This is a genomic window from Stenotrophomonas thermophila, from assembly GCF_001499715.1.
Taxonomy (GTDB): Bacteria; Pseudomonadota; Gammaproteobacteria; order Xanthomonadales; family Xanthomonadaceae; genus Stenotrophomonas; species Stenotrophomonas hibiscicola.
Genome location: NZ_CVIW01000045.1, coordinates 134,854 through 160,499, shown reverse-complemented (window position 1 = coordinate 160,499; position 25,646 = coordinate 134,854). Strand labels below are relative to the sequence as shown.

The following is a 25,646-nucleotide window of genomic DNA, read 5'->3' as shown; positions in this document are numbered from 1 at the left end:
TGGAAAGGCGTCATCAGTTGAACCTAAGCCATTGAAAAAACTGAAAATCCCAACTGTGTCAATTTGAATCAACATGCGTCATTTCGCGTCAATAAAGGAACGCGATTGCGCGCCTCATGTCGGTCCGCTGGCGCCGGGGCCCACCCCGCACCGCACCAAAGCCCAACCACCACCCTCTGCTACCATCGGCGGTTCTGTTCATCGCGTCCCCCACCCTGCCCGCGATGGCGCCAAAACAACGTAACGAAACACAGGAGTCTGCATGTCTTCCGAGCTGCTCAAGTCCCTTGGCCTGGACGCGATCAACGCTGGCACGTACCTGGGCAACGGGGAGTGGTCGAGCGCGACCAGCGGTGAGCTGATCACCCCGGTCAACCCGACCACCGGCGAGCCGATCGCACAGGTCCGCGCGACCACCGAGGCCGAGTACGAGACCGTCGTCGCCCGCGCGCAGGAAGCCTTCAAGGTCTGGCGCACCACGCCTGCCCCGCGCCGCGGTGAGGCCGTGCGCCTGTGCGGCGAAGCGCTGCGTAGGCACAAGGATGCGCTGGGTTCGCTGGTCGCCCTGGAAATGGGCAAGAGCAAGCCGGAAGGCGACGGCGAAGTGCAGGAGATGATCGACATCGCCGATTTCGCCGTGGGCCAGAGCCGCATGCTGTACGGCTACACCATGCATTCCGAGCGCCCCGGCCACCGCATGTACGAGCAGTACCACCCGCTGGGCCTGGTCGGCATCATCTCGGCCTTCAACTTCCCGGTCGCGGTGTGGAGCTGGAACTCGTTCCTGGCCGCCATCTGTGGCGACGTGTGCATCTGGAAGCCGTCCAACAAGACCCCGCTGACCGCCATCGCCTCGCTGAAGATCTGCAACGAGGCCCTGCGCGAGGCCGGCTTCCCGGACATCTTCTTCCTGATCAATGATGCCGGCACCGCGCTGTCGGAAAAGATGGTCGATGACCGCCGCGTGCCGCTGATCAGCTTCACCGGCTCGACCCAGGTCGGCCGCACCGTCAACGAGAAGGTCGCGCGCCGCCTGGGCCGCTGCCTGCTGGAGCTGGGCGGCAACAACGCCATCATCCTGGACGAAACCGCCGACCTGAAGCTGGCCGTGCCGGGCATCGTGTTCGGTGCGGTCGGCACCGCCGGCCAGCGCTGCACCACCACCCGCCGCCTGATCGTGCACCGCTCGATCTACGCCGACGTACTGGCCACCCTGGTCAAGGCCTACAAGCAGGTGGAAGGCAAGATCGGCGACCCGACCGATGCCGCCAACCTGATGGGCCCGCTGAACAGCGAAGGCGCCGTGCAGCAGTTCCTCGATGCCATCGCCCAGGCCAAGGCCGCCGGCGGCACCATCGAAACCGGCGGCACCCGCATCGATCGACCGGGTAACTTCGTACTGCCCGCCATCGTCTCTGGCCTGAAGAACAGCGACGCCGTGGTCCAGCACGAGACCTTCGCGCCGATCCTGTACGTGATGCCGTACGACAGCATCGACGAAGCCATCGACATGCAGAACGGCGTGCCGCAGGGCCTGTCGTCCTCGATCTTCACCCAGAACCTGAAGACCGCCGAGAAGTTCCTGTCGGCCGCCGGCAGCGACTGCGGCATCGCCAACGTCAACATCGGCACGTCCGGTGCGGAGATCGGCGGCGCCTTCGGTGGCGAGAAGGACACCGGCGGTGGCCGCGAATCCGGTTCGGATGCGTGGAAGGTCTACATGCGCCGCCAGACCAACACCATCAACTATTCGGATTCGCTGCCGCTGGCCCAGGGCATCAAGTTCGACCTGTAACGCAATCTGTAGTGCCGGGCCATGCCCGGCAGGATGCGCCATGAACACCGCAGGAAATGCAGCCGAGCATGGCTCGGCTCTACAGGGTGGCAAGCCGGTGATTGATTTCACCGGCCGCCGCGTGCTCATCGCCGGCGGCAGCAAGGGCATCGGCCGTGAAATGGCACTGGCCTTTGCCGGTGCCGGTGCGCAGGTCTCGGCCTGCGCCCGCAGCCAGGCAGGCCTGGATGCCCTGCGTGCCGATGCACGGGCGCAGGGCTTCGAACTGCACGCGTTCTCTACCGATCTGGCCGATCCCGGCCAGATCCAGGCCTGGCTGCAGGCCGCCGCCGATGCCCTCGGCGGTATCGATGTACTGGTCAACAATGCCACGGGCTACGGCATGGTCGACGACGAGGACGGCTGGGCCGCCAGCCTGCAGATCGACCTGATGGCGGCCGTGCGTGCCTCGCGCCTGGCACTGCCATGGCTGCGTGCCTCCAGCGACGCCTGCATCCTCAATCTGTCGTCGATTGCCGCGCAGCAGCCGCGCCCCGGTGGCGCGCCGTACGCCGCGGCCAAAGCCGCGCTTTCGCACTACACCACGTCACAGGCGCTGGCGCTGGCCAAGGACCGGATCCGGGTCAATGCCATCGCACCGGGCTCGATCGAGTTCGATGACGGCCTGTGGGACCGCCGCCGCACCGAAGACCCCGCCCTGTACCACGGCACCTTGGCGAAGATCCCGTTCGGCCGCTTCGGCCACCCGCGTGAGATCGCCGACGCCGCCCTGTTCCTGTGCTCGCCGCTGGCGCGCTGGGTCACCGGCCATGTGCTCAACGTGGATGGCGGCCAGGTGTTGATGGGCTGATGCCGGCACGCCGGTAGGTGCCAACCTTGGTTGGCATGGCTTTCGTCGACCAAGGTCGACGTCTACCTGGCTGAAATGCCGTTCGTCGACCAAGGTCGACGCCTGCCATCACATCCGCCGGGCATGGGATTGCCCGGGCAGAGGCACTATCATGTGCACACTGCCAAGGAGGACCCCGATGAGCGTGGCACCCCGACAGACAAGCGCCCTGGCCGTGGTCAGCCTGGTCATGGGCATCGCCAGCTGGACCGTCCTGCCCTTCGTGGCCAGCATCGTGGCCATCATCACCGGCCACATGGCCCGCGCCGAAATCCGGCGCCGCCCGCTTGAACTGGAAGGCGATGGCATGGCCGTTACCGGCCTTGTGCTGGGCTGGGTCATGGTCGGCGCCGTGCTTGCCGCCATCCTGGTCTTCATCCTGTTCTTCGGTGGCCTGGCGTGGCTGGCGGCGATGTCGAACTGACGCCATGACCGCCTCCGACAGCACTGAACGCTTCAGCAGCCGCGTTGCCGACTACGTCCGCTACCGGCCCGGGTACCCGCCCGCACTGCTGGACTGGCTGCACGGCCCGATGGGCGTCAGCCGCGAGGCGATGGTCGCCGACATCGGCGCCGGTACCGGTATTTCCAGCCGCCTGCTCCTGGCCAGCGGTCACCCCGTGATCGCGGTCGAGCCCAATGCGGCCATGCGGGGCGCGGCCGAACAGTGGCTGGCACCGCAGTATCCGCAGTTCCGCGCGGTCGACGGGCGCGCCGAGGCCACCGCGCTGGACGATGCCAGCATCGATCTGGTCAGCGTCGCGCAGGCCTTCCATTGGTTCGACACTGTGGCGGTACGCGCCGAGTGGCAGCGCATCCTGCGTCCGGGTGGCCTGGCACTGATCTACTGGAACTCGCGCCTGCTCGATGCCAGCCCGTTCCTGGTCGGCTACGAACAGCTGCTGCTGGATTACGGCACCGACTACACCGCCGTGGCCGAGCGCTACCAGGACGACGCCACCATGCAGGCCTGGTTCGGCGCCGGGCTGCGCGGCAGGGTGCAGCTGCCGAACGTGCAGCATCTGGATTTCGACGCCCTGCGCGGGCGCCTGCTCTCCTCCTCCTACGCACCCCAATCCGGTCATCCTCGCCACGCGCCGATGATCGACGCGCTGCAGGACCTGTTCGCCGCCCACGCGGTCGACGGCCAGGTTGCTTTTGAATATCGAACCCGAGCCTTCCTCGGCACGCTGGACTGAACCGACGCATGTATTCGCTTGCCCGCCCCTTCCTGTTCTCGCTCGACGCCGAGCGCGCCCACGGCCTCGGCCTGTCCGCACTGGACCTGGCCTACCGCACCGGCACCACGCCGCTGCTGGCCGCACGCATCGCGCCGATGCCCAGCACGGTGTTCGGGCTGACCTTCCCCAATCCGGTCGGCCTGGCTGCCGGACTGGACAAGAACGGCGAGCACATCGACGCACTGTTCGCGCTGGGTTTCGGCTTCGTCGAGATCGGCACCATCACCCCGCGCCCGCAGGCCGGCAACCCGCAGCCGCGCCTGTTCCGCCTGCCGGCGCACAACGCAATCATCAACCGCATGGGCTTCAACAATGCGGGCGTGGACGCGCTGGTGCGCAACGTCGAACGCGCGCGCAACCGTCGCGGCCTGCTCGGCATCAACATCGGCAAGAACAAGGACACCCCCAACGAACAGGCGGTGGACGATTACATCGCCTGCCTGGACAAGGTCTATCCGCTGGCCGACTACATCACGGTCAACATCTCCTCGCCCAACACCGCCGGCCTGCGTGAGCTGCAGGAAGAAACCGCGCTGCGCCAACTGGTCAGCCAGCTGCGTGACCGCCAGGAAGCCCTGGCCGCGCGGCATGGTCGCCGCGTGCCGATGCTGGTGAAGGTGGCTCCGGACCTGAGCGAGCGCGACATCGATGCCGCCGCCCGCGTACTGGGCGAACTGCAGGTGGACGGCGTGATCGCCACCAATACCACCATCGACCACAGCAAGGTGGCCGGCGATCCGCAGGCCAACGAAGCCGGCGGCCTGTCCGGCGCGCCGGTGCTGGAGCAGTCCACGCTGGTACTGCGCCGCCTGCGTTCGCGCCTGCCCGAATCGGTCCCGCTGGTCGGCGTCGGCGGCATCCTGTCCGGTGCCGACGCGGTGGCCAAGATGGCGGCCGGTGCCGCGCTGGTGCAGTGCTACAGCGGCCTGATCTTCCGTGGACCGGCGTTGGTTTCTGAATGCGTGGAGGCGATCCGTCGCCGCCGCGAAGCGCCCAGCCGCGGCGCGGTGGCCCCCCTGTGAGCGCGCCCATGGACACCATCGACGGCAACGCCCCGCTGCGCTGGAGGCTCACCCGCAATGCGCCGCTGCAGGCACTGAACACCTTCCACGTGCAGGCCAGCGCCGCACAGCTGCTGGAACTGCACGATGCCGCGCTGCTGCCGGAGGTGCTGGCACTGCCCGAGGTGGCCAGCGGCCCGCTGCTGGTGCTGGGCAGCGGCAGCAACGTACTGATCGCCGAAGACCTGCCTGGCACCGTGCTGGTGTTCGGCAACCGGGACATCAGCTTCCTGGAGCACCGCGCCGACCATGCGGTGATCCGCGCCGGCGCTGGCGTGTCCTGGCATGGCCTGGTGATGTGGTCGCTGCAGGAAGGCCTGTCCGGCCTGGAGAACCTGGCGTTGATTCCCGGCACGGCCGGTGCCGCGCCGATCCAGAACATCGGTGCCTATGGCGCGCAGGTCGGCGAGTTCATCCAGGCCGTTGAAGCCTGGGACTGCCAGGAGCAGGCCTGGGTGCGGCTGGACAACGAACAGTGTGGCTTCGCCTACCGCGACAGCGTGTTCAAGCAGCAGCCCGATCGCTACCTGATCACCGCCATCGAGCTGAAGTTGCCGCTGCTGCACGACCTGCGCATGGACTATGCCGGCATCCGCGAGGAACTGCAGGCACAGGGCGTGGAGCTGCCCAGTGCCGTGGACGTGGCCAATGCGGTGATCGCGATCCGCCGCCGCAAGCTGCCCGATCCGGATGTGCTGGGCAACGCCGGCAGCTTCTTCAAGAACCCGGTACTGCCACTGGAACAGGTGGACGTACTGCTGCAGCACTTCCCCGAGCTGCCGGTGTTCCCGGCCGAACAGGACGACAAGCGCAAGGTCTCGGCGGCATGGATGATCGAGTCCTGCGGCTGGAAGGGCTTCCGCGAAGGCGATGCCGGCGTTGCGCCGAGCCACGCGCTGGTGCTGGTCAACCACGGCAACGCCACCGGTGCTGAGCTGCTGGCGCTGGCGCGACGCATCTCGGCCTCGGTGCTGGAAAAGTTCGGCGTGCCGATCGAACCGGAGCCCCGCCTGCTCGGCGCACAGTGGTGAACACCCCCGTCCTCTCCCCCAGCGCCACCCCGATGCGGGCGGCGCTGCTGATGCTCGGCAGCACGATGGCATTCGGCCTGATGGCCGTCGCCATCCGCTACGCCACCCGGTACGTACCAACCCAGGAAGTGGCGTTCTTTCGCAATGCCTTTGGCCTGCTCGCGTTGCTGCCGATGCTGCTGCGCCCCGGCCATGCACCACTGAAAACGCAGCAGCTGCCGCGTTATTTCGTGCGCAGTGCGATTGGCCTGGGTTCGATGCTGTGCGCATTCTGGGCACTGGGCCATCTGCCACTGGCGCAGGCGGTTTCCCTCTCGTACTCCACGCCGTTGTTCGTCACCATCGCCGCCGTGCTGTTGCTGGGCGAGACCGTGCGTGTACGCCGCTGGGCTGCGGTGGTGGTTGGGTTCATCGGTGTGCTGGTGATCGTGCGCCCCGGTACCGCCGGCTTCACCGCGGGCAGCCTGGTAGCGGTGGCAGCCGCCGTGCTCAGCTCATTGGTGGCGATCCAGATCAAGCAGCTGACCCGTGTCGACAGCGCTGACACCGTGGTGCTCTACACCTACGTGTTCTGGGTGCCGCTGTCGCTGGTCCCGGCACTGTTCGTCTGGGTCTGGCCCTCCGGCATGGCGTGGCTGTGGCTGCTGGCCACCGGCGTGCTCGGCACCGTCGGCCAGCTGTTGTGGACCCGCGCGCTACGGCTGGGCGAAGTCTCCGCCCTGACCCCGATCAGCTTCCTGCAGCTGCCACTGGTAACGCTGTTCGGCTGGCTGCTGTTCAACGAAACGGTGGACCGCTGGACGATCATCGGTGCCGGCATCATCCTCGCCGCCAACGCCTACATCGCCCACCGCGAAGCCGTGTTGTCGCGCCGCGCCGCAAGCGCAGCGGCCTCTGCAGCAGCCAAGCCCGCCGAATAAGAACCACCTGCATGGACAAGCCAATGGACCGTGCATGGAAAGGCCCTGGGTAGAGTCGACTGTTAGTCGACTCTCGCGCGCAGCGCGGGCTTCGCCTGTTCCAATCGAAGAGCAGTCGACCAACAGTCGACTCTACCCGGGGCGATCCTGGCAGCGGCTCAGAACCTGATCCAGCGCGCGATACACCCGCTCCGCCGCATCGAACACATTGCCCGGCGCGAACTGCTCGCCCAGATAGTGCAACGACTGCCGGCGCAACTGCGGCGAACGCTCCTCGCCATCGCTGCCCAACAGCACCTGCTGGAACTCGATCAGGTCCTGCAGGATGCGCCAATGCCGGTACCAGGCGATCCAGCGCGGATCGCCGCGGTCGCTGCCGTAGCCCTCCTCGAAGCCCAGCGGGTTCTCGCGCCCCCAGCGCCCGCCAACCGCCGCACCAATGAACATCAGGTCGCGCTCGCGCGGGGCCAGCGAAAGGCCGTCCCAGTCGATCAGGTGCAGGCCCCCGTCATTGCCCATCAGCAGGTTGCCGGCATGCAGGTCGGTGTGACACAGATGCAGATCTACCGGTACGTCCTGCAATGCCACGAGCAGCTCCCGTGCCTGCGCATGCAGCGCCGCGATGCGCGCATGCTGTTGGTCCCATACCGAAACAAATGCGCGGCCCAGCCCGTCCTTCGCGGCCGCCAGGCCTTCGCCGGCCAGCCATTGACCGACCGTCTCCAGCGCCGCGGTTTCCAGCCGTACGATCGGCAGCGCCTGCTGCAGTTGCGCTGGCAGTTGCGCGCCGTGCAGGCGCCGCAGTACCTCGCCCAACCGCTTCCACTGCGTGCGGCTCAACGCCGCCTCGAATCCGGACTGCCCTTCCACATAAGGGAACAGGGTGAACTGCAGCCCCCACCGCTGTACCGATGCGCCGCCGGTCAATGCTGGCCACGGCGCAACGATCTCATCGATACCCAGCGTGCCGCGCAGCCAATGCAGGCTGTCCCACACCGCTGGGGCGACCTGGTAGGTGCGGCATTTCAACCACCACTGCCCGTGCCGCGCATCGACGCGATACACGCTGGCATTGGCGTCGGCACCCACCGGGCGTGGCACCACGGCGGTGGCAGTGATGCCATAGGATTGTTGCAGGACTTCGCCGAGATGCTGCGCCGAAGCGAATGACATGGATGCAAGCGGAAAGTATTGCCTGCTGCCACTATCGCAGATGCATTCGCCGCGACACAGACATGTCCGTCACAACATCAGCTCACCGCGACCAGAGAACTAGCCTGCGATGCGTCGCATCACCGCTTCCAGGGGGCCGCGTGTGAACTGCCACGACCACAGCCACGCCGAGCCCGTGGCCAACATCAGGAACAACAGCGCCCACAGCAGCACCGACGCCAGCGATGCACCGCCATCAAGCAGCCCCAGGCTTTCCAGCGTGCCCATGCCCAGCAGGATGTGGCCCACGTACAGGGTCAGGGTCATGCGCCCGGCCGCGGTGAACGGTTCCAGCCAGTCCCCTGGTTGCACACGCGTCAGCCACAGGCAGGCGGCAATGACACTGCACGCTGCGCCCGCACCCGTGAGTACGTAGGCTGGTCCCGGCGGCATCGGTTGCGTTCCCAGCCACACCTGCCAGGGCGTTCCCTGCCCAAGCTGCTGAACGCCATGGCCGGCCGCGATCAGCAGCAGCCCCAGCACCAGCAATGCTCGCTGCACCCGCGGTTGCGACAACTGAAGGCGTGCCAGCAGCATCCCCAGCAGGAAGAAGCACAGCCACGGCAGCAGCGGATGGAAGCCGTTGAACACCAGGTTGCGGGCCGCGCCCGGCCATTGCCACAGGTGGGCGTATTCCAGCGTCTGCCAGTTCCATCCCTGGCTGTAGTCCCAGTGCAGCAACGCCCAGAACGAACACGCCGCCAGGCCCACAATGCTGGCCAGCAGCACCCGCGGCGACGCACGCAGCCACACCACCGCCAACGCGAAATACACCGCGTAGTAGTGCAGGATATCGGCCGGGAACAGAGTCAGGTTGAGCAGGCCCAGCACCATCAGGAACAGCGCGCGCCTCCAGGTCTGCACGCTGGCCGGCCACCACCCCTGCCGCTGCGTGGCCAGCACCAGGCCAAGACCGGCCAGGGTGACGAACGTCGCCGAGGCTTTGCCTTCCAGCAGATGGAAGAACCCTGCCAACCAACCCTCACCCTCTGCCGGCACGGCCATCGCCAGGCGGAAGTTGACCAGCACCATGCCGGCCAAGGCCAGGTAGCGCGCCAGATCAAGGCCGTGCAATCGCCGGTCAACGGCACTCATGCGCGTGCCCCGAGCAGCAGCGCGAGCAGGCCAAGATCCAGCGGGGCCTCATCGATGCCATCGGCTTCGCCCAGCCCCCGACGCAGCGCATCGCTTTCAATGGCATCCAGCAGCACCTGCGCCTGCAATGCCGGGGCCAGCACGGGACGCCGACGTTCGCGCCGTGCCACCTGCTGCAGGGCTTCGGCCAGGGTCGCCTGCAATTGCCTGCGATTGGCCGCAAATGCCTCGGCCACGGCCGGATTGCGTGCGCTCTCGGCCAGCACTTCGACGGCAAGCGTCGCCCATTCCGGCTGGCGGCACAGTGCGTGGAAGTCCTGAAGGAAATCCAGTACCTGTGCGCGCTCGCCTTCGGACGCGGCCAGTCGACGCAGCAACGGTGCCAGTTCTTCGCTCTCGGCCACTGCCACTGCAAGGATGATCGCTTCCTTGCCCGGGAAGTGGTTGTAGAGGTTGCCCAGGCTGACGCCAGCCGCCTGCGCGATGTCACGCATGCTGGTCTGGTGGAATCCCTTGGCGAGGAAGCACCGCAGGGCCGCCTGCAGGATCAGGGTCACGCGCTGCTCATTGCGGTCGATTCGGCTCATGCCACAATCATGAACGAACGTTCGTCCATTTTGTAGATGTCGACCTGGCCACCATCGGGCTCCGTTCAGCCAGCCTTGACCTCAACTGCGGTTGAGGCCCGATGCTGCGCGACCTGTTCCATGCCCAACCCGGAGTTCCTGCATGCCACGGATGATCACCACCCTGCTCGACAGCCGCGTGCTGTGGTTCCTCGCCCGGCTGCTGCTGGCCGTGGTGTTCCTGTCCTCAGGCCTGGCCAAGCTGCTGGCGTGGGACAACAGCGTGGCCGAAATGCAGGCCGCCGGGCTGCAACCGCCTGTGCTGTTCAACCTCGCCAGCGCGGTGGTGCTGCTGGGCGGCGTACTGTGCCTGCTGCTTGATCGCCTGCTCTGGCTGGGCAGCGGCGCGCTGGCAGTGTTCATGCTGCTGACCATCGTCGTCGTGCATACCTTCTGGACCAAGCACGGCGCGGAACAGCAGCTGGCCCTGTTCTTCGCGCTGGAACACTTGAGCGTGGTCGGTGGCCTGATCTGCGCGGCCATCGCCAGCCATGCGCGGGCTCAGAAGAACTCGTCGAGCAACCGGTAGAACGCCAGCCGACGCTCGTCGGCCACCGCGCCATAGCGCTGGAACAACGGCGCCACCCAACGCGTGTCGCCGAAGTTGTGGACCAGGCTGCGCGCGGCCAGCGCCAGGTCCTGGTAGCGGTCGGCCACGCCCAGTCGCCCACAGTCGATGAACCCGCTGAAACACCCCTCGGCCACCATCAGATTCGGAAGGCAGGCATCGCCATGGCAGACCACCAGATCTTCATGATCGGGCCGGGTGCTGCACAGTTCGGCGAAGACCTGCTGTGGACTCTGGCCCAGGCGCTCATCATCGAAATCATGGGCATCCACCAGGCTCGCTTCGACGCGGGCCTGCGCGGCCTGCAGGCGCGAGGCCAGTCGCTGGTCGAACGGGCAGGCTGCCACCGGCAACGCATGCAGCCCGCGCAGCGCGTCGGCCAGCAGTTCCACCAACTGCTGCGGCGCGAGTTCCGGCGACGAAGCCAGGTCGCGGCCGGGCAGCGCGCTCATCAGCAACCAGCGCCGGCCCGCTTCTTCGGCGGTGGCAATTACCGTTGGCGCCGGTTGTCCCTGTTCCTGCAGCCAGCGCAGGCGCGCGATCTCATCACCGAGCTCACTGAAGGCGTCGATCACTTCCGACTTCACGAAGGCATCGGGCTGGCCTGGTCGCTGCACCCGGGCTACATACGCGCGCGATACGCCGATCGACTGCCGCTCGATGCGCGCATCGGCCAACGCTTCCTGCCATGCCCATGGTAGCGGCAGCGGCAGGCCATCAGTGAAGGGATTGGGTGCTTCCATGCCGGGGTGTTCCTGTTGCCGGTGACCCCGCCGATTTTCGCTCATCCTGCACGGACCGCGGCCAACAGCAGCGCGGAAAGGTACATGCCCACGCCGAACACGTTGTGCGCCACCAGGCTGCGCAGGCGTGCCTTGCCCGGCGCCAGGGTCTTCGAAGCGGCAATGCCTGCACCCATGCCCGGCTGCAGGATGAAGAACGGCGCAGCAACGCTGAGGATGCCGAAGGCCAGCGCCGGCCACAGGGTGGGTGCGTGCACCCAATCGCTCCCTGCCACGGCCAGCAACAACGCCGCGAAAACCACCCCGGTCACGTAATGCGCGGTCCAGCCCAGCGCGCGCTCGCCACCGACCGCTGCCGCGCAGCCGATGCCGTCGTGGCGGAAGCGCCCGCGGGGCAGGTGCCCCAGCCAACGGCCCACCATCGCAAAATCCAACGAGGGAATGCCGAACAGCCGCCGCTGCACCACCGCCCACAGGTCCATCACTGCGGTCGCTCCCACGCCGACTACCACCGCATCCATCGCGAATGTCGCCTGGCCAGACATATCCCGTACCTTCAATTATTTGCTTGAATGATAGAGCGATGCTAGCGTGCCCCGCATGAACGCTGCAACAGAGCCACCACCCTCGCCGCTTGAGGCCTTGGCCGAGATCGCCCGCACGCTCGGCCATGCCCATCGCCTGGCCCTGCTGGAGCACATCGCCCAGGGCGAGCGCGCCGTAGAACGCCTGGCCGAACTGACCGGCCTGTCGGTGGCCAATACCTCCCAGCACCTGCAGCAGCTGCGCCGTGCCGGCCTGGTACAGACCCGCCGTGACGGCAAGCGCATCCTCTACCGCAGCGGTGATGGCCCGCTGGGCAACCTGCTGGCCGCACTGCGCGACTATGCCGACCACCAGCGCAGCGAAATGCACGGCGTGATCCACGACAGCCTGCAGCGCCGCGATGCGCTGGAAGGACTGACCGTGGAGCAGCTGCTGGAACAACGCAGTAGCGTGGTGCTGCTGGATGTGCGGCCGCGCGAGGAATTCGATCTGGGCCACCTGCCCGGAGCGCTGAACATTCCCGTTACAGAACTGCGCGCACGGATGGACGAACTGCCGCGTGCCGTCCACATTGTCGCGTACTGCCGCGGTCCCTACTGCGTGCTGTCTAACGATGCGGTGGCGATGCTGCGCGAGGCCGGACTGACCGCGCAGCGGCTCGCCGCCGGTTACCCCGAATGGAAGGCCGCCGGCCTGCAGGTGGACCTGCCCCGGCACTGAGCGAGACACCGGTCATGGATGATGTGTTTGCCCCGTTGATCGATGCGACCTGGCGCGGCGTGTTCTCCGGGCAGCGCACGCTGCGGGACGATCCACAGCTGCAGTTGGCGTGCAGCGATGATTTCGATGAGGGCGAGGACGGCATGCTGCTGCAGCCGGTCGTGGGCCCCGCTCGCGCACTGTTGCGCCCTGCCCTGGCGGCTCGCCTGCACCTGCACGCGCAACCGCACTGGACACTGGCACAGCTGCAACAGCGCCTGCAGCAGCTCGGCCAGCGCACGCATGGTGCGGATCGTGTCTTCTACTTCCCTGCCGCAGAACTTGCGGCCCTGGCCGCGCGCCCTGCACCACCACATATCCGCCGTCTCGACCCGGCCGACGCAGCCGCGTTCGATGTGTTCCAGGCCAACGCCAGCGAAGAGGATCTCGATGCCGCCTGGGTCGAGCTGGACCACTGGCAGGTGTTCGGCGCCTTCGATGGCGAGCGGCTGGTTGCCGCAGGAAGCATGTACCCGTGGAGCCTGGATCCAGCCCTCGCCGACATGGGCGTGCTGACCCTGCCCGAGGCCCGCGGTCGCGGGCACGCGCGCCAGCTGGTACACGCCATGGCCGTGTCCGCGCAGGCGGCCGGGCTGCAGCCTCAGTACCGTTGCCAGCTCGACAACACCGCCTCGATCATTACCGCCGAGCGCAGCGGCCTGCGCGCGTTCGCCGACTGGGACACCATTCTGGCTGCCGACTGAGGCCGCCGCAGTACAACAAGGAAGCAACATGAAATTGATGGTCATCGGCGCCAGCAGGGGCCTGGGTCGGGCGTTCGTGGAAGGCCTGTGCAGTGCGGGCGACACCGTCGTCGGCGTTTCGCGCAGCCGTCCGCGCGACTTTCAATGCCCCGAGGGTGTCACCCTGCAGTGGATCGAGGCCGATCTGTCCCAACCCACCCTGGCTGCCAATCACATCGCAGCGCAGGCACCGGCCGATCTGGATGTGCTGATCCACAACCTGGGCATCTGGGAAGAGACCGCCTTCAGCGACGAGTACGCCTTCCTCGACGAGAGCGATGCCGCGCTCACCCAACTGGTCGACGTCAACATCACCGCGACCCTGGTGCTGCTGCAGCGCCTGCTGCCGCGGGTACTGGGCGCACCACGCCCGCAGCTGGTGCTGACCGGCTCGACCTCGGCGCTGCCACGCAGCGGCCGCCCGGAAGTGGCGTTCGGCGCATCCAAGTTCGCGCTCAACGGCATTGCCGATGCACTGCGCGAGGGCTTCCGCGATCGCCGGCTGGCGGTGACCGGCCTGCAGCTGGGCTACCTCAACACCGACGATGCACTGTCGGTGCCGGTGGCAGAGGCCGCAGCGCGCGGCGTCGGTGAGCTGGTGCCGGTGCACGACGTCGTTGCGATGGTGCGCGCGCTGCTGCAGTTGTCACCGTCCGGCTTCGTGCGCGAACTGGTGCTGCCGGCCATCGCCGACCCGCGCTACTGACCTGGCCGGCCGCCGCAGGGCACCATCAGTGGCCGCGCGCGCGGTCGTGGTTTACCCTGCTCCTCACCGGCCGTCGGTCACAGGCGGGAATGCTATGGATGCGCTGTCACGGGTCTCGGCCCAGGTCTTGGACAGTTCCCTGCCCAGCCTGCCGCTGTACCTGCTGCAGGCCACCGCAGTGATCGGCATGATCGGGGTGCTGCTGATCGCCACCCGCCGTGCCGGCCATGCCATTGAAGGCCGACGCCTGTATCTGGGCGTGGCACTGGGCCTGATCTACCTGTTCAATTCCTGGTTCGTGGCCCGTTACACCCAGGGCGTGGTCAAGCTGCACCTCGGCTTCGACATTCTGCTGGTCAGCGGCCTGCTCGGCGGCTGGCGCGGGGGCCTGGCCTGCCTGGGCGCCAGCCTGCTGGCCCGCTACCAGTTCGCCGGCACCCAGTATTTCCTGCCTGCCGGCCTCGAGGCCACGCTGCAGATGCTGGCCGGCGTCTGGCTGCGCAGGCGCCTGCACCCGCGCATGCTCAATGAACTCTCGCTGCGCATGATCCTGCACGCCTGGGGCGTTCGTATCGTCGTCACTGCATTAGGCCTGGCACTGGGGGTAGCAATCATCGGCGCCCATCAGCTACCCGTGGAGGAGTTGGCAATCCAGCGCCTGCTGGCACTGCCACTCTCACTGCTGATGCTCGGCGCGGTGTTCGCACTGGTCTACAACGATGCGCAGATCGATGCCCAACGCCAGCGCGAACAGGCCTGGCTGCGCATCGATCCGATCAGCGGCCTGCCCAACATGCGTGCGCTGGGCGAACGTCTGCAGCAGTACTGGCGAGACAACGACGGCCTCGGCAAGGCCTGCCTGATCGTGGCCGAGATGGGCAACCTGCGCGATCTGCGCCTGCGCTACGGTCCGCTGCAGGACAGCGGCCTGTGGCAGCGCGACAGCACCGAAGAAGTACATCGGCTGCTGCCCTCGCTGCCGGCCGGGCAACTGGAGATCTACCAGTTCGGCGATGCCGCGCTGGCGATCCTGGTGCGCGACCTGTCCTTGTCCGAACTACGTACGCAACCGCAGATCACCGAGCTGGCCAGCAACCTGGCCGAACGGGTGGGCCGCGATTGGCCGGGTTTCCGCCCGTTGTTCCGTTGCGCGGTAGTCGAACTCAAGCCCCCAACCAATACAGACGACGGTCACCTGCCGTTCCGGGCGATCACCCTGACGATGAGTGCGATCGAATCGGGCGTCGTGTTCTTCGACGACCCGATCCAGCGCGACAGCGAGATCGACGCCCTGATCGAAGTCGCTCTCGAACGCTGGCTGCAGCAGGGCGATGCACCGCTGTGCTACCAGCCCAAGCATCGCCTGCAGGACCGCCAGTTGGTCGGCGCCGAAGCGCTGCTGCGCATGCGCGATGGCGAAGGCCGGCCGATTGCACCGATGCGGGTGATCTCGCTGCTGCGCCGGCAGGGCCGGCTGGCAGACCTGGAATGGGCCACGCTGCAGTCGGCGGTGCACTTCCTGCAGCACTGCCGGCAGGACGGCGCGGCGCTGACCATCGCAGTCAATGTGTCAGCCGAATCCCTGCGCCTGCCCGACTTCGGCCTGCGCCTGCAGGAACTGCTACAACTGCATGACATCCCCGGTGCGATGCTGCGCCTGGAGATCGTCGAATGGACCGAAATCGTCGAGCGCGACGTGGTCGATGCCAACATCACACAGCTGCTGGCAGCCGGGGTCACCCTGTCGCTGGATGATTTCGGCGCCGGCTATTCAACCCTGATCCTGCTTTCGCAGCTGGCCATCGCCGAGGTCAAGATCGAGCAGGCACTGATCGCCACGCTGTCCGACGCCAAGTCGCAGTCGATCGTGCGCTTCATCGTCGAGGTTGCGCACCGCTGCGGCGCGATCGTGGTGGCCGAAGGTACCGAAACCCTGGCGCAGGAGCAGAAGCTGCGGGCCCTGGGCGTGGATGTCGGCCAAGGCTATCTGTACTCGGCGGCGCTGCCGGCCGACGAGTTCCTCCGCTTCGCCGCCAGCTAGACCGCGTAGAAACCCAGGAACATCGCCACCGCCGATTCGGCCACGCGTGCACGCTCCTGTGCGTTCAACGGCGCCTGCCCCATCGTAACTTGGGGCCAGAACGCAAAGCTCTTCACCAGCCCGTGCAGCTGGTGGCCGGCGAACTCCGGATCGACCTCGCGCAGCCGGCCGTCAGCGATGGCCGCGCGGATCCACGCACTCTCGCCACTTTCCTTCTCGCCCATGCGGCAGACGATGGCCTGCGCACGCTCCGGTGAGTGGATGATCTCGGCCATCGCCACCCGCGCCAGATCGATGAAGTTGGCATCACTGAGCAATTCCAGCTTCTGCCCCAGCAACTGCAGCAACTGCGCCTGCAGCGGCTGGTCGGCGCGGTACGGCAATGTGTCGCTGGCAACGCTTCGCTCCCACAGCTCCTCCAGGATCATCGAGAACAGCGCTTCCTTGCTCGGGAAGTGGTTGTAGACGGTGCGCTTGGAGACCCCGGCCGCCTCGGCAATACGGTCCATGCTGGTCGCCTCGTAGCCCCAGGCACGGAATTCCTCCACCGCCGCGCGCACGATGGCTTCGCGTTTGCGGTCTGTCAGGCGTTGCGGGACACGGGTCATGGCGGGAACCGGATAACTGAACGGATGCCTCCATTTTACACTTGGTAGTGTACTTTTGGAAAACGCGAAACTACACTGTGCAGTGTACTCAGCGGACGTCACCCATGAAGCGCCTGCTCCTTGTCCTCCTGCTTGGAATCCTCGCCGTGACCGCCTACACCTTCTGCAAGTCCTGGTCCCTTCCCGACTTCCCCGAGTCGCCGCAGTACCGTGATGGCAAGTTCCGCAATGCCCTGCCCCGTCCAGCGATGGGCCTGCGCGACGGCCTGGAGATCTGGTGGACGTTCCTCTTCAACAAACCCAAGGGCACCGTGCCCGCGCACCCGATTCCGGTGCTGCCGCTGGACCGCGCCACCCTGGATGCTGCACCGGATCGCAGCCTGTTCCGGCTGGGGCACTCCACGATCCTGCTGAAGCTGCGCGGCCAGTACTGGCTGACCGACCCGGTGTTCTCCGAACGCGCCTCGCCGGTGCAGTGGATGGGCCCGGCCCGCTTCCATGCACCACCGATCAGCATCGATGAACTGCCGCCGATCGCCGGCGTGATCCTCTCGCACAACCACTACGACCACCTCGACCACGCAGCGGTGATGCAGCTGGCCGGCAAGACCGCTCGCTTCATTGCACCGCTCGGCGTCGGCGACCAGCTGATCGCCTGGGGCGTGGACGCCAGCAAGGTCGAACAGCTGGACTGGTGGCAATCGACCGAGGCCAATGGCCTGCGCCTGACCGCCACCCCCGGCCAGCATTTCTCCGGCCGCGGACTGGGCGACAGTGATCGCAGCCTGTGGGCGTCATGGGTGATCCAGGACGATGATTTCCGCATTTTCTTCAGCGGTGACACCGGCTACTTCGATGGCTTCAAGGCCATCGGCGAAAAGTACGGTCCGTTCGACCTGACCATGATCGAGACCGGCGCCTATGATCCGCGCTGGGCGTTCGTGCACATGCAGCCGGAACAGACGCTGCAGGCGCACCTGGACCTGCGCGGCAAGTGGCTGCTGCCGATCCACAACGGCACCTTCGACCTGGCCCTGCACGCATGGCAGCAGCCGTTCGAGCGGATCACCGCGTTGGCCGCGGCGAAGAACGTGCCGGTGGCCACGCCGATGATGGGAGAAGCACTGGACATGCAGGCGCCGCAGGCGGGTACGCGCTGGTGGGAGACGGTGGAGTTGTAACAGCGGGTGCGCGTGACCTGCCGGAAACCATGTAAAGCCGAGCCATGCTCGGCTGCGCCTACCCGAACGGCAGCCGAGCGTAGACTCGGCTCTACGCAGAAGCGGCCTGCGCCGCTGCAGTGCGTCATGTAACCGATTACATCCCTTGCTAGCGTAGCGCTCGCCCGATTCCGGCCGAACCTGCGAGGCTGTCCGTAATGACGTTGCGCGCCGAACGCTCCAAGGTCTCCACCCCGCTTTTCCACTTGGGTCCTGTCGCTGCCCTGCTGTTGGCCGCGCTGGCCTACAGCGCGCAGGCACAGACCCTCCCCCCGCGCAGCCAATGGCAGGCCAGCAGTTCCTCGCAGCAGGTGCCGTCGATGGCGATCGGCCACCTGATCGACGGCGACCCGAAGACCGTCACCGGCGGCGCCTTCAGCCCCGGCCACTGGTTCCAGATCGACCTGGGCGCGCCCACCCAGCTGGCGGGCGCCCGCCTCACCTGGGATGTCTCCAACCCGGAAGGCTATTCACTGCAGACCTCAATGGATGGCACGCAGTGGCAGACCGCGTACACCATGGCCGATTCACTGGGCGATGTGGAAACGCTGTACTTCGCGCCGCGGCAGGCGCGCTACCTGCGGCTGGCCAGCCCGCAGCGCACCTCCGACTGGGGCGTGTCGATCTTCGAGATGGAGCCGCTGGACAGCACGCTCAGCGCACGTATCAGCGGTATCGACGCAGCGCAGGCAGCAGCGCTCTGGCAAGGCGGCGGCACCGTTCCGATTCCGGCCGGGACAAATGGATCCCATGCGTTAGAGATCACGCTGCCGCAGGCTCGATCGACGGCTGGTCTGGTGGTCGACTGGGCTGATGGCAGCCGCGGCCCTGCCCGATTGCAGGTTCAGGATGCACAGGGCCGGTGGCAGGACCTCACGCACGATGCGCAGGCGGCCAGCCACCGCCAGAGCTGGCTGGCCGCCAACGCCGCACAGGCCGTGCGTGCATTCCGCCTGAGCGTGGATGGATCTGCACCAAAGGTGGCACGCCTGCGCCTGCTCGGCCCAAAAGCCGTGATGACACCGATGAAGCAGTATCAGATCGTCGCCAGCGGCGCGCAGCGCGCGTTGTTCCCGGCCTCGCTGCAGATGCAGCAGACTTACTGGACTGCCGTCGGCGTGCATGCCGGGCGACAGAAATCGATCTTCGACGAGTACGGCAACCTGGAAGCATTCAAGGGCGCGCCGCTGGTGCAGCCGATCTGGCGCAGCGCCGATGGGAACACTGCGGGTGCGGCCGGGCAGAACGTGCAGCATGCACTGCGGGACGGCTGGAAGCCGATGCCCTCCGCTACCTGGTCACCGCAACCCGGCCTGGAGCTGCGCAGTGAAGTGTTTGCCATCGAGCGCAACGGCCAGCCGGTGACCTTCCTGCGTCATTGCCTGCACAACACCGGCGGCACCAGGATCGACGGCACGCTCAGCCTGGTCGTGCGCCCGATGCAGATGAATCCACCGTGGCAGAACGGCGGGCTGTCACCCATCCGCGATGTGGCGATCGATGGACAGGCCGTGCGCATCAATGGACGCACGCTGCTGCAGTCGCTCACGCCGGTGACTGCATCCGGCGCAGCGCCATTTGGCAGGGATGGCGCAACGGAAATCACCGCGGACATCGCTGCCGGCCAACTGCCTTCCGCGCAACAGGCACGTGATGACCAGGGTCTTGCCTCGGCTGCGTTGAACTACCGCGTCTCGTTGGCGCCGGGAACCAGCGATGCCATCGTGGTCGCGTTCCCGCTGGGTACTGCCACCGCCGATAGCAAGGGCGCACTGCCCGAGGCGCCCGCGCTCGATCTGGCGACGCTGCCCCGCGATGCCAATACGGCGTTCGATTCCCTGGCCACGCAGGCCTCCGCGGACTGGCAGGCACGGCTGGGCCAGGTCGGGCTGCGCCTGCCCGATCCTTCGCTGGTCGACATGCTGCGCGCGCAGGCCGCCTACATGCTGATCAACCAGACCGGCCCTGCCATGCAGCCCGGGCCCCGCAACTACAACCGCTCTTTCATCCGCGACGGCATGGCCACCTCGGCGGTGCTGCTGCGCATGGGCGAAGCACGCGTCGCGCGCGACTACCTGGCCTGGTACAGCGAACACGGCGTGCATGCCAACGGCCTGGTCTCGCCGATCCTCAACGACGATGGCAGTGTCAACACCGGCTTTGGTTCGGACATCGAGTACGACAGCCAGGGCCAGTACGTGGCGTTGGTGGCCGATGTCGCGCGCCTGGATGGCGGGCCCGAGTCGGTACGTGCCTATCTGCCGAAAGTGAAAGCGGCGCTGCGTTTCCTGCAGGAACTGCGCGAGCGCACGCTGGTGCCCGGCTACAAGGCCGACCAGCCGGCGCCGGAACGATTCGCGGGTATTCTTGCGCCGTCGATCAGCCATGAGGGCTATCCGTCGCCCACCCACAGCTACTGGGATGACTACTGGGGCCTGAAGGGGTGGCACGATGGTGCGTGGCTGGCCGAGGCACTGGGCGACCACGAGACTGCTGCCTGGGCGCGCGAGCAATACAAGCTGCTCTACGACGCGCTGCACGCCTCTATCCAGGCGACGATGGCGTGGAAGGGCATCGACTTCATTCCCTCCTCGGCCGACCTGGGCGATGGCGATCCAACCGGCGTATCGATCGCACTGGACCCCACCGGTGCGCAGAGCGTGTTGCCCGCCGAGGCACTGCGGACCACCTTCGCGCGTTATCTGGAGGATGTGCGCAAGCGCAGCCAGCCCGATGCGCTGTACGCCTATACGCCGTATGAGATCCGCAACGTGCTGAGTTATGTGCACCTGGGCCAACCGCAGGTTGCCGATGAGCTGCTGCAGGGGCTGCTGCATGATCGGCGCCCGCTTGAGTGGCAGGTACTGGCCGAGGTCGTGCACTCGCGGCTGCGTTTCCCCCGCTACCTGGGCGACATGCCGCATACCTGGATTGGTGCCGAGTATGGCCGCACGCTGTTCGGCATGCTGATGCGCGAAGACGATGATGCGTTGTCATTGCTGCCGGGCACGCCGCCGTCGTGGGTGGCGGACGATGGGTTGGCGGTGGAGCGGCTGCCGACCGCGTATGGCACGTTGCAGATGCAGGCGCGGCAGCGCGACGGCATGCTGACGGTCACGCTGGGCAAGGGGTTGCGCAGCGGGACGGCAGTGAAAGTCTGGTGGCCGGCGCGCACCATGCCGAAGACGGTGCGTGTGGATGGGCATAGCGTTTCCGACTTCGATGCCGAGGGTGTGCGGCTGGCGAAACCGTTCAAAACGCTGGAGGCGCGTTGGTAAAGCAGCCGAGCATGGCTCGGCTCTACAAAAGCGGAGGTCGCGCCGGGCCACGCCCGGGTTCATTGCAACGTCGGCAATCCCGGCGGGTTGGTCTGCGATTGCGGCACCGCCTCCTCGGCCACGTTCCAGCGCTTCAGCGCCTGCGCGTAAGTGCCGCTGCCGATCTGGGTGTTCAACGCCTGCGTCACCGCGTCGGCCAGGCCGCTGCCCTTGCGCGTGGTCACCGAGATCGCTGCGGCATTCGGCCAGCCGCCAGGGAACAGGCCCACGCGCCGCACCTTGCCGTCGCGCGCCGAATAGGCGCCGGTAGCATTGGGCTCGAACGATACATCGGCGCGGCCGGTGATCACCGCCAATCGGCCGACCACCGCGTCATCGAAGTACTGGTATTCCACGGGCTTCAATCCCGCCGCGATGTTCTGCTGGTCCCACTGGCGCAGGATCTGGTCCTGGTTGGTACTGGCACCGACCACCACCTTCAGCCCGGCCACATCGGCCGGCTTTTCGATTTTCTGGATGGGCCCGTCGCTGCGCGTGTAGATGCCCAGCAGGTCGTAACGGTAGCTGGAGAAATCGAACTTCTTCTTGCGTTCTTCAGTGACCGTCACGTTCGACAGCACCGCATCGTACTTGCCTGACTCCAGCCCCAGCGGCCAGTCGGCCCAGGCCACCGGCACGATCACCAGCTTCAGGCCCAACGCATCCGCGATCAGCCGCGCGATGTCCGGTTCGATGCCGACCACGTCCTTGCTGTCGGCGCCGTAGTCGGCCAGCGGCAGCTGCCCCGGGTGGGTCGCCACGGTGAATGCGCCCGGCGTGACGAAGCGGTAGCCCGCGGGAATCAAGGCCTGCGCCTTCGGGTCGAGCGTGCCCTTCAGCACGGCGGTGTTGGTACCGGCCAGGCTGGTCGCGGCCACAGCGGCAGCCTCCGGGGCCTGGCGCACGCGCGAGTAGACGATGCCGGCGATGCCGATGACCAGCACCCCCACGATCAACAGGGTGCTGCGCGAGGGGCGAAGGGGTGCTGCAGGGCTCATGGTGTTCCTTCCGGGGTTACAGGGTCTTGGCCAGGAAATCGGCGGTGCGTTGCTGGCGCGGGCGCTCGAACAGGGCCTCGGGCGTACCCTGCTCGATCACCCGTCCCTGGTCCATCATCACCACGTGGTCGGCCACGCGGCGGGCAAAGCCCAGCTCATGGGTGACGATCACCAGCGTGGTGCCGGAACGGGCCAGCTCTTCGATCACGCTGAGCACTTCAGCCACCAGCTCCGGGTCCAGCGCCGAGGTCGGCTCGTCGAACAGCAGTACCTTTGGCTGCAACGCCAGCGCGCGGGCGATCGCGATGCGCTGCTGCTGGCCACCGGACAGCTGGCGCGGGAAGGCATCGGCCTTGTCGGCCAGGCCGACCCGCTCCAGCAGCGTGCGCGCCTGCCGCTCGGCCTGCGCACGCGGCACGCCGCGCACCGCGATTGGCGCCTCGATGATGTTCTCCAATGCGGTCAGGTGCGGGAACAGGTTGAAGCCCTGGAACACCATGCCCACTTCGGCACGACGGCGACGGATCTCGCGCTCGGGCAGTTCGTACAGGGTGTCGCCATCGCGGCGATAGCCGATCAGCTGGCCGCCCACGGCCACATAGCCGCTGTCGGCACGCTCCAGGTGGTTGATCAGCCGCAGCAGCGTGGATTTGCCGGCGCCGGACGGGCCGATCAGCACCGTCACGCTTCCAGCGCGCAGCTCCAGGTTCACATCTTCCAGCACCGGCTGATCGCCGAACACCTTGCCCACACCATGCAGCGACACCGCAGCGCCCTCGCCCGCTTCCACCTGGGTGGCGATGCGCGGGCGGTTGGCCACGCGCTGCGCGGCATCGCTCTGCACACGCGGAGGCGATGACACTCGCGACACCGAACGCTCGCGCTGCAGTTGGCCGCGCGCGAAGCGCTGTTCCACGCGCCGCTGCAGCAGCGACAACACGGTCAGGATCACCAGGTACCAGACCGTGGCCACCATCAGCAGCGGCACCACTTCCAGGTTGCGGCGGTAGATCACCTGCACGGTGTAGAACAGCTCAGGCAGCGCCAGCACGTAGACCACCGAGGTGCTCTTGGCCAGGCCAATCACATCGTTGAACGCGGCCGGCAGGATCGAACGCATTGCCTGCGGCAGGATGATGCGGCGCACCTGGCGACCGCGCGGCAGGCCGAGTGCGGCCGCGGCCTCGTACTGGCCGTGGTCGACCGAGAGGATGCCACCGCGGATCACCTCGGCCGAGAACGCGGCCTGGTTCAGGGTCAGGCCCAGCACCGCGGCGGTGAACACACCGATCAGCTGCGTGGTCGGGTACGAGAACAGGCTGATGCCGGTGAACGGCACGCCCAGCTCGATGGTGCTGTACAGGTAGCCCAGGTTGTTCAGCAGCAGCAACAGCACCAGCAGCGGGATCGAGCGGAACAACCAAACGTAGCCCCACGACACCGCCGACAGCAGCGGCGAGCCAGAGACGCGGGCCAGCGCAAGCAAGGTGCCCAGCGCGAAACCGAGACCGGTACCGAGCGCGGTCAGCAGCAGCGTACGGCCCAGGCCCTCGAGCACCGGACGTGCGAAGAACCACTCAGCGAAGGTGCCCCAGCCCCAGCGCGGATTACCCAGTACGGACTGCAACCCGATCAGGATCAGCGCCAGTGCCAATACTGTGCCGAACACCTGCAGCGGGTGCCGGGCCGGCACGATCTTCAGCGCCGGTGCTGGCGCCGGCCGGGTTGCAATGCCATCCAGCGCGGTCGAAGGCGTGCTCACGCGTGGGCTCCTTGCAGCTGGGTCTGCGCAGGCACGATGACGGGCGCCGGTGCCCGCAGGTGCTTTTCGAACGGCAGGTGCGCAATGGTTTCGGGATCCGCATCCAGATCGAACAGCGCGGTGTAGCCATGGCTCAGGTACAGGCCAACCGCTTCAGGCTGGCGGAAGCCGGTGGTCAGGAACACCCGCCGGTACCCTTGCCGCGCCGCCTGCTCTTCCAGCTCCTGCAGCACGCGCCGCGCGATGCCCTGCCGGCGCAGCCCGGGCAGCGTCCAGATCCGCTTGAACTCGGCGGTATCCGGATCGCGGTGCGGCATGAAGGCGCCACCCGAGATGGCAGCGCCATCACGCAGCAGCAGCACGAACGCCCCTACCGGTGCGGCGAAGGCCTGCGCCGGGTAGCGCTGCAGCTCCTCGCGGGCGCTGCCGCCGATGCGGCGACGCACGTCGGCGTAGCGGCTGTCGTACTCCTGCTCCAGGCCATCGAACAGCGGCCGCGCCAGTGGGTCATCCACCGAGGTATAGAGAAAGCGTTCGTTGCTGCTCATGCCACGTCCTTCACCAGATAGTCTTCGGCCAGCCGCGCCCACAGGCTGGCAGCGGGTGCAATGGCGGCGTCGTTGAACACATAGCGCGGGCTGTGCAACGGTGCGCTGTCGCCGTTGCCGACGAACACGAAACTCCCGGGCCGTGCCTGCAACAGGAAAGCGAAGTCCTCGCTGGCGGTGCGCGGCGCGAACTCCGGCACCACCTGTTCGTGGCCGAAGCCCTGTACGGCCACGTCGCGGATGTAGGCGGTCTGCTGCGGGTGGTTGATCACGCTGGGGAAGCCACGCGGGAACTCGATTTCGGCGCGTGCCCCGAAAGCGGCAGCGGTCTGCTCGGCAATCCCGGTCACCCGGCGGCGCAGCGTGTCGCGCACCTCGGGCAGGTATGCGCGCACGGTCAGCTTCAGCTCGACCACGTCCGGAATCACATTGGCGGCCTGCCCACCGTGGATCGAACCGACGGTGACCACGCCCATCTGCCGCGGGTCGACATTGCGCGACACCACACTCTGCAATGCAGTGATGATGTGCGCGGCGACCAGGATCGGGTCCACGCTGCCTTGCGGCTCGGCACCGTGGCCGCCCTTGCCGATCACCTTCAGCCGCGCCCAGTCGACCGACGCCATCGCCGGGCCGTCGACGAAGCCGAAGTGGCCGACCGGTACGCCGGGCCAGTTGTGCAGCCCATAGATCGCATCCACCGGGAAGCGCTCGAACAGGCCGTCGGCAATCATCTTCGATGCACCCGAGCCGGTTTCCTCGGCTGGCTGGAACACCAGTTGCAAGGTGCCGTCGATATTGCCGTGATGGGCCAGGTAATGCGCGGCGGACAGCAGGATGGCGGTGTGACCATCATGACCGCAGGCATGCATCAGGCCGTCGGTCTGGCTGGCGTAGGCCAGCCCCGAGTCTTCGTGGATCGGCAAGGCATCGATGTCCGCACGCAGCCCCAGCCGACGGCCGCCCTGCCCACGCTGCAACGTGCCGACCACGCCGGTGCCGCCGAGACCGGTGGTCACCTCATAGCCCCACTGCTGCAGCAACTCGGCCACACGGGCGCTGGTGCGGTGCTCCTCGAAGGCCAACTCCGGGTGCCGATGCAGATCGTGGCGAATCGCGATGGCAGCCTCGGCGCGTGCTGCAATTTCCGGCAGCACGCCGATGGACGCGGAATCCCGCCGGGCATGGCCCGGCGCTACCGAGTTCTCTCCGCTCAT

24 protein-coding genes are annotated in these 25,646 nt (G+C 67.0%); 14 read left to right on the top strand and 10 right to left on the bottom strand.

The window, feature by feature from the left end:
- Positions 1-262 precede the first annotated feature (262 nt).
- The 7 genes from amaB (at position 263) to BN1263_RS16410 (ending at position 6,937) form a co-directional block, all read left to right on the top strand.
- Positions 263-1,795: an L-piperidine-6-carboxylate dehydrogenase gene (amaB, locus tag BN1263_RS16440; protein ID WP_058982648.1), complete on the top strand. Its 1,533-nt coding sequence runs from the start codon at positions 263-265 to the stop codon at positions 1,793-1,795.
- 40 nt (positions 1,796-1,835) lie between these two features.
- Positions 1,836-2,645 carry an SDR family NAD(P)-dependent oxidoreductase gene (locus BN1263_RS16435; RefSeq protein WP_058982647.1) on the top strand — a complete coding sequence of 270 codons (810 nt, stop codon included), beginning with the start codon at positions 1,836-1,838 and terminating at the stop codon, positions 2,643-2,645.
- A 178-nt stretch (positions 2,646-2,823) separates the two neighbouring features.
- Positions 2,824-3,108 (top strand): DUF4190 domain-containing protein, encoded by a 285-nt coding sequence (locus BN1263_RS16430; protein ID WP_058982645.1) that lies wholly within the window; start codon positions 2,824-2,826, stop codon positions 3,106-3,108.
- A gap of 4 nt (positions 3,109-3,112) precedes the next feature.
- Entirely contained in the window at positions 3,113-3,883 is a 771-nt protein-coding gene (locus tag BN1263_RS16425; protein ID WP_058982643.1) for a class I SAM-dependent methyltransferase, read from the top strand.
- A gap of 8 nt (positions 3,884-3,891) precedes the next feature.
- On the top strand, positions 3,892-4,947 hold the full coding sequence (locus BN1263_RS16420; protein WP_058982641.1) for a quinone-dependent dihydroorotate dehydrogenase: 1,056 nt from the start codon (positions 3,892-3,894) through the stop codon (positions 4,945-4,947).
- Between the two features lie 8 nt (positions 4,948-4,955).
- The gene (gene murB, locus BN1263_RS16415) at positions 4,956-6,017 is read left to right on the top strand and encodes a UDP-N-acetylmuramate dehydrogenase (RefSeq protein ID WP_058982639.1); all 1,062 of its coding nucleotides are present in this window, start codon (positions 4,956-4,958) and stop codon (positions 6,015-6,017) included.
- A gap of 32 nt (positions 6,018-6,049) precedes the next feature.
- Positions 6,050-6,937 (top strand): DMT family transporter, encoded by an 888-nt coding sequence (locus BN1263_RS16410; protein WP_058982637.1) that lies wholly within the window; start codon positions 6,050-6,052, stop codon positions 6,935-6,937.
- 132 nt (positions 6,938-7,069) lie between these two features.
- On the opposite strand, the gene BN1263_RS16405 is transcribed toward BN1263_RS16410, so the two are convergent.
- The 3 genes from BN1263_RS16405 to BN1263_RS16395 form a co-directional block, all read right to left on the bottom strand.
- The gene (locus tag BN1263_RS16405; protein WP_058982634.1) at positions 7,070-8,110 is read right to left on the bottom strand and encodes an aminoglycoside phosphotransferase family protein; all 1,041 of its coding nucleotides are present in this window, start codon (positions 8,108-8,110) and stop codon (positions 7,070-7,072) included.
- Positions 8,111-8,209: 99 nt separating this feature from the next.
- Complete coding sequence (locus tag BN1263_RS16400) at positions 8,210-9,244, bottom strand: DUF418 domain-containing protein (RefSeq protein ID WP_058982632.1); 1,035 nt, start codon at positions 9,242-9,244, stop codon at positions 8,210-8,212.
- Positions 9,241-9,831: a TetR/AcrR family transcriptional regulator gene (locus BN1263_RS16395; protein ID WP_058982630.1), complete on the bottom strand. Its 591-nt coding sequence runs from the start codon at positions 9,829-9,831 to the stop codon at positions 9,241-9,243. Before BN1263_RS16395 ends, BN1263_RS16400 begins: the two co-directional genes overlap by 4 nt.
- Before the next feature lie 142 nt (positions 9,832-9,973).
- On the opposite strand from BN1263_RS16395, the gene BN1263_RS16390 reads away from it, so the two are divergent.
- Positions 9,974-10,399, top strand: coding sequence for a DoxX family protein (locus tag BN1263_RS16390; RefSeq protein WP_058982628.1), 426 nt, complete (start codon positions 9,974-9,976; stop codon positions 10,397-10,399).
- On the opposite strand, the gene BN1263_RS16385 is transcribed toward BN1263_RS16390, so the two are convergent.
- Together BN1263_RS16385 and BN1263_RS16380 are read right to left on the bottom strand one after the other, a co-directional pair.
- On the bottom strand, positions 10,372-11,181 hold the full coding sequence (locus BN1263_RS16385; RefSeq protein WP_058982626.1) for an APH(3')-II family aminoglycoside O-phosphotransferase: 810 nt from the start codon (positions 11,179-11,181) through the stop codon (positions 10,372-10,374). The two genes, BN1263_RS16390 and BN1263_RS16385, sit on opposite strands and share 28 nt — an antisense overlap.
- A gap of 41 nt (positions 11,182-11,222) precedes the next feature.
- The gene (locus BN1263_RS16380) at positions 11,223-11,726 is read right to left on the bottom strand and encodes a DUF2938 domain-containing protein (RefSeq protein ID WP_058982624.1); all 504 of its coding nucleotides are present in this window, start codon (positions 11,724-11,726) and stop codon (positions 11,223-11,225) included.
- Positions 11,727-11,781: 55 nt separating this feature from the next.
- Between BN1263_RS16380 and BN1263_RS16375 the strand changes: the two genes are divergently transcribed.
- The 4 genes from BN1263_RS16375 to BN1263_RS16360 all read left to right on the top strand — a co-directional run bounded on the left by BN1263_RS16375 (position 11,782) and on the right by BN1263_RS16360 (position 15,976).
- A complete protein-coding gene (locus tag BN1263_RS16375; RefSeq protein ID WP_005409356.1) occupies positions 11,782-12,447 on the top strand; it encodes an ArsR/SmtB family transcription factor in 666 nt (221 codons plus the stop codon).
- 14 nt (positions 12,448-12,461) lie between these two features.
- Complete coding sequence (locus tag BN1263_RS16370; RefSeq protein WP_058982622.1) at positions 12,462-13,190, top strand: GNAT family N-acetyltransferase; 729 nt, start codon at positions 12,462-12,464, stop codon at positions 13,188-13,190.
- Between the two features lie 28 nt (positions 13,191-13,218).
- Complete coding sequence (locus BN1263_RS16365; protein WP_058982620.1) at positions 13,219-13,935, top strand: SDR family NAD(P)-dependent oxidoreductase; 717 nt, start codon at positions 13,219-13,221, stop codon at positions 13,933-13,935.
- 94 nt (positions 13,936-14,029) lie between these two features.
- Positions 14,030-15,976, top strand: coding sequence for an EAL domain-containing protein (locus BN1263_RS16360; protein ID WP_058982618.1), 1,947 nt, complete (start codon positions 14,030-14,032; stop codon positions 15,974-15,976).
- Here the strand turns inward: BN1263_RS16360 and BN1263_RS16355 are convergent.
- Entirely contained in the window at positions 15,973-16,584 is a 612-nt protein-coding gene (locus tag BN1263_RS16355) for a TetR/AcrR family transcriptional regulator (RefSeq protein WP_058982616.1), read from the bottom strand. The two genes, BN1263_RS16360 and BN1263_RS16355, sit on opposite strands and share 4 nt — an antisense overlap.
- A gap of 104 nt (positions 16,585-16,688) precedes the next feature.
- Between BN1263_RS16355 and BN1263_RS16350 the strand changes: the two genes are divergently transcribed.
- Together BN1263_RS16350 and BN1263_RS16345 are read left to right on the top strand one after the other, a co-directional pair.
- Positions 16,689-17,765 carry an MBL fold metallo-hydrolase gene (locus BN1263_RS16350; protein WP_058982614.1) on the top strand — a complete coding sequence of 359 codons (1,077 nt, stop codon included), beginning with the start codon at positions 16,689-16,691 and terminating at the stop codon, positions 17,763-17,765.
- A 197-nt stretch (positions 17,766-17,962) separates the two neighbouring features.
- Entirely contained in the window at positions 17,963-21,082 is a 3,120-nt protein-coding gene (locus BN1263_RS16345) for a discoidin domain-containing protein (RefSeq protein WP_058982613.1), read from the top strand.
- Positions 21,083-21,141: 59 nt separating this feature from the next.
- On the opposite strand, the gene BN1263_RS16340 is transcribed toward BN1263_RS16345, so the two are convergent.
- From BN1263_RS16340 to BN1263_RS16320, 4 genes are read right to left on the bottom strand one after another with little or no spacing between them, the layout of a single operon-like run.
- Complete coding sequence (locus tag BN1263_RS16340; protein ID WP_058982612.1) at positions 21,142-22,119, bottom strand: ABC transporter substrate-binding protein; 978 nt, start codon at positions 22,117-22,119, stop codon at positions 21,142-21,144.
- A 16-nt stretch (positions 22,120-22,135) separates the two neighbouring features.
- Positions 22,136-23,881 (bottom strand): amino acid ABC transporter permease/ATP-binding protein, encoded by a 1,746-nt coding sequence (locus BN1263_RS21030; protein WP_080398859.1) that lies wholly within the window; start codon positions 23,879-23,881, stop codon positions 22,136-22,138.
- The gene (locus tag BN1263_RS16325; protein ID WP_058982611.1) at positions 23,878-24,429 is read right to left on the bottom strand and encodes a GNAT family N-acetyltransferase; all 552 of its coding nucleotides are present in this window, start codon (positions 24,427-24,429) and stop codon (positions 23,878-23,880) included. Before BN1263_RS16325 ends, BN1263_RS21030 begins: the two co-directional genes overlap by 4 nt.
- Positions 24,426-25,646, bottom strand: a complete 1,221-nt coding sequence (locus BN1263_RS16320) for a M20 aminoacylase family protein (RefSeq protein WP_058982610.1) — start codon at positions 25,644-25,646, stop codon at positions 24,426-24,428. The genes BN1263_RS16325 and BN1263_RS16320 overlap by 4 nt, the downstream gene beginning before the upstream one ends.

What these genes read in the sequence shown, in the direction of transcription:
- amaB (WP_058982648.1), top strand. Translation starts at nt 263, where the DNA reads ATGTCTTCCGAGCTGCTCAAGTCCCTTGGCCTGGACGCGATCAACGCT.
- BN1263_RS16435 (WP_058982647.1), top strand. Translation starts at nt 1,836, where the DNA reads ATGAACACCGCAGGAAATGCAGCCGAGCATGGCTCGGCTCTACAGGGT.
- BN1263_RS16430 (WP_058982645.1), top strand. Translation starts at nt 2,824, where the DNA reads ATGAGCGTGGCACCCCGACAGACAAGCGCCCTGGCCGTGGTCAGCCTG.
- BN1263_RS16425 (WP_058982643.1), top strand. Translation starts at nt 3,113, where the DNA reads ATGACCGCCTCCGACAGCACTGAACGCTTCAGCAGCCGCGTTGCCGAC.
- BN1263_RS16420 (WP_058982641.1), top strand. Translation starts at nt 3,892, where the DNA reads ATGTATTCGCTTGCCCGCCCCTTCCTGTTCTCGCTCGACGCCGAGCGC.
- murB (WP_058982639.1), top strand. Translation starts at nt 4,956, where the DNA reads ATGGACACCATCGACGGCAACGCCCCGCTGCGCTGGAGGCTCACCCGC.
- BN1263_RS16410 (WP_058982637.1), top strand. Translation starts at nt 6,050, where the DNA reads ATGCGGGCGGCGCTGCTGATGCTCGGCAGCACGATGGCATTCGGCCTG.
- BN1263_RS16405 (WP_058982634.1), bottom strand. Translation starts at nt 8,110, where the DNA reads ATGTCATTCGCTTCGGCGCAGCATCTCGGCGAAGTCCTGCAACAATCC.
- BN1263_RS16400 (WP_058982632.1), bottom strand. Translation starts at nt 9,244, where the DNA reads ATGAGTGCCGTTGACCGGCGATTGCACGGCCTTGATCTGGCGCGCTAC.
- BN1263_RS16395 (WP_058982630.1), bottom strand. Translation starts at nt 9,831, where the DNA reads ATGAGCCGAATCGACCGCAATGAGCAGCGCGTGACCCTGATCCTGCAG.
- BN1263_RS16390 (WP_058982628.1), top strand. Translation starts at nt 9,974, where the DNA reads ATGCCACGGATGATCACCACCCTGCTCGACAGCCGCGTGCTGTGGTTC.
- BN1263_RS16385 (WP_058982626.1), bottom strand. Translation starts at nt 11,181, where the DNA reads ATGGAAGCACCCAATCCCTTCACTGATGGCCTGCCGCTGCCGCTACCA.
- BN1263_RS16380 (WP_058982624.1), bottom strand. Translation starts at nt 11,726, where the DNA reads ATGTCTGGCCAGGCGACATTCGCGATGGATGCGGTGGTAGTCGGCGTG.
- BN1263_RS16375 (WP_005409356.1), top strand. Translation starts at nt 11,782, where the DNA reads ATGAACGCTGCAACAGAGCCACCACCCTCGCCGCTTGAGGCCTTGGCC.
- BN1263_RS16370 (WP_058982622.1), top strand. Translation starts at nt 12,462, where the DNA reads ATGGATGATGTGTTTGCCCCGTTGATCGATGCGACCTGGCGCGGCGTG.
- BN1263_RS16365 (WP_058982620.1), top strand. Translation starts at nt 13,219, where the DNA reads ATGAAATTGATGGTCATCGGCGCCAGCAGGGGCCTGGGTCGGGCGTTC.
- BN1263_RS16360 (WP_058982618.1), top strand. Translation starts at nt 14,030, where the DNA reads ATGGATGCGCTGTCACGGGTCTCGGCCCAGGTCTTGGACAGTTCCCTG.
- BN1263_RS16355 (WP_058982616.1), bottom strand. Translation starts at nt 16,584, where the DNA reads ATGACCCGTGTCCCGCAACGCCTGACAGACCGCAAACGCGAAGCCATC.
- BN1263_RS16350 (WP_058982614.1), top strand. Translation starts at nt 16,689, where the DNA reads ATGAAGCGCCTGCTCCTTGTCCTCCTGCTTGGAATCCTCGCCGTGACC.
- BN1263_RS16345 (WP_058982613.1), top strand. Translation starts at nt 17,963, where the DNA reads ATGACGTTGCGCGCCGAACGCTCCAAGGTCTCCACCCCGCTTTTCCAC.
- BN1263_RS16340 (WP_058982612.1), bottom strand. Translation starts at nt 22,119, where the DNA reads ATGAGCCCTGCAGCACCCCTTCGCCCCTCGCGCAGCACCCTGTTGATC.
- BN1263_RS16325 (WP_058982611.1), bottom strand. Translation starts at nt 24,429, where the DNA reads ATGAGCAGCAACGAACGCTTTCTCTATACCTCGGTGGATGACCCACTG.
- BN1263_RS16320 (WP_058982610.1), bottom strand. Translation starts at nt 25,646, where the DNA reads ATGAGCGGAGAGAACTCGGTAGCGCCGGGCCATGCCCGGCGGGATTCC.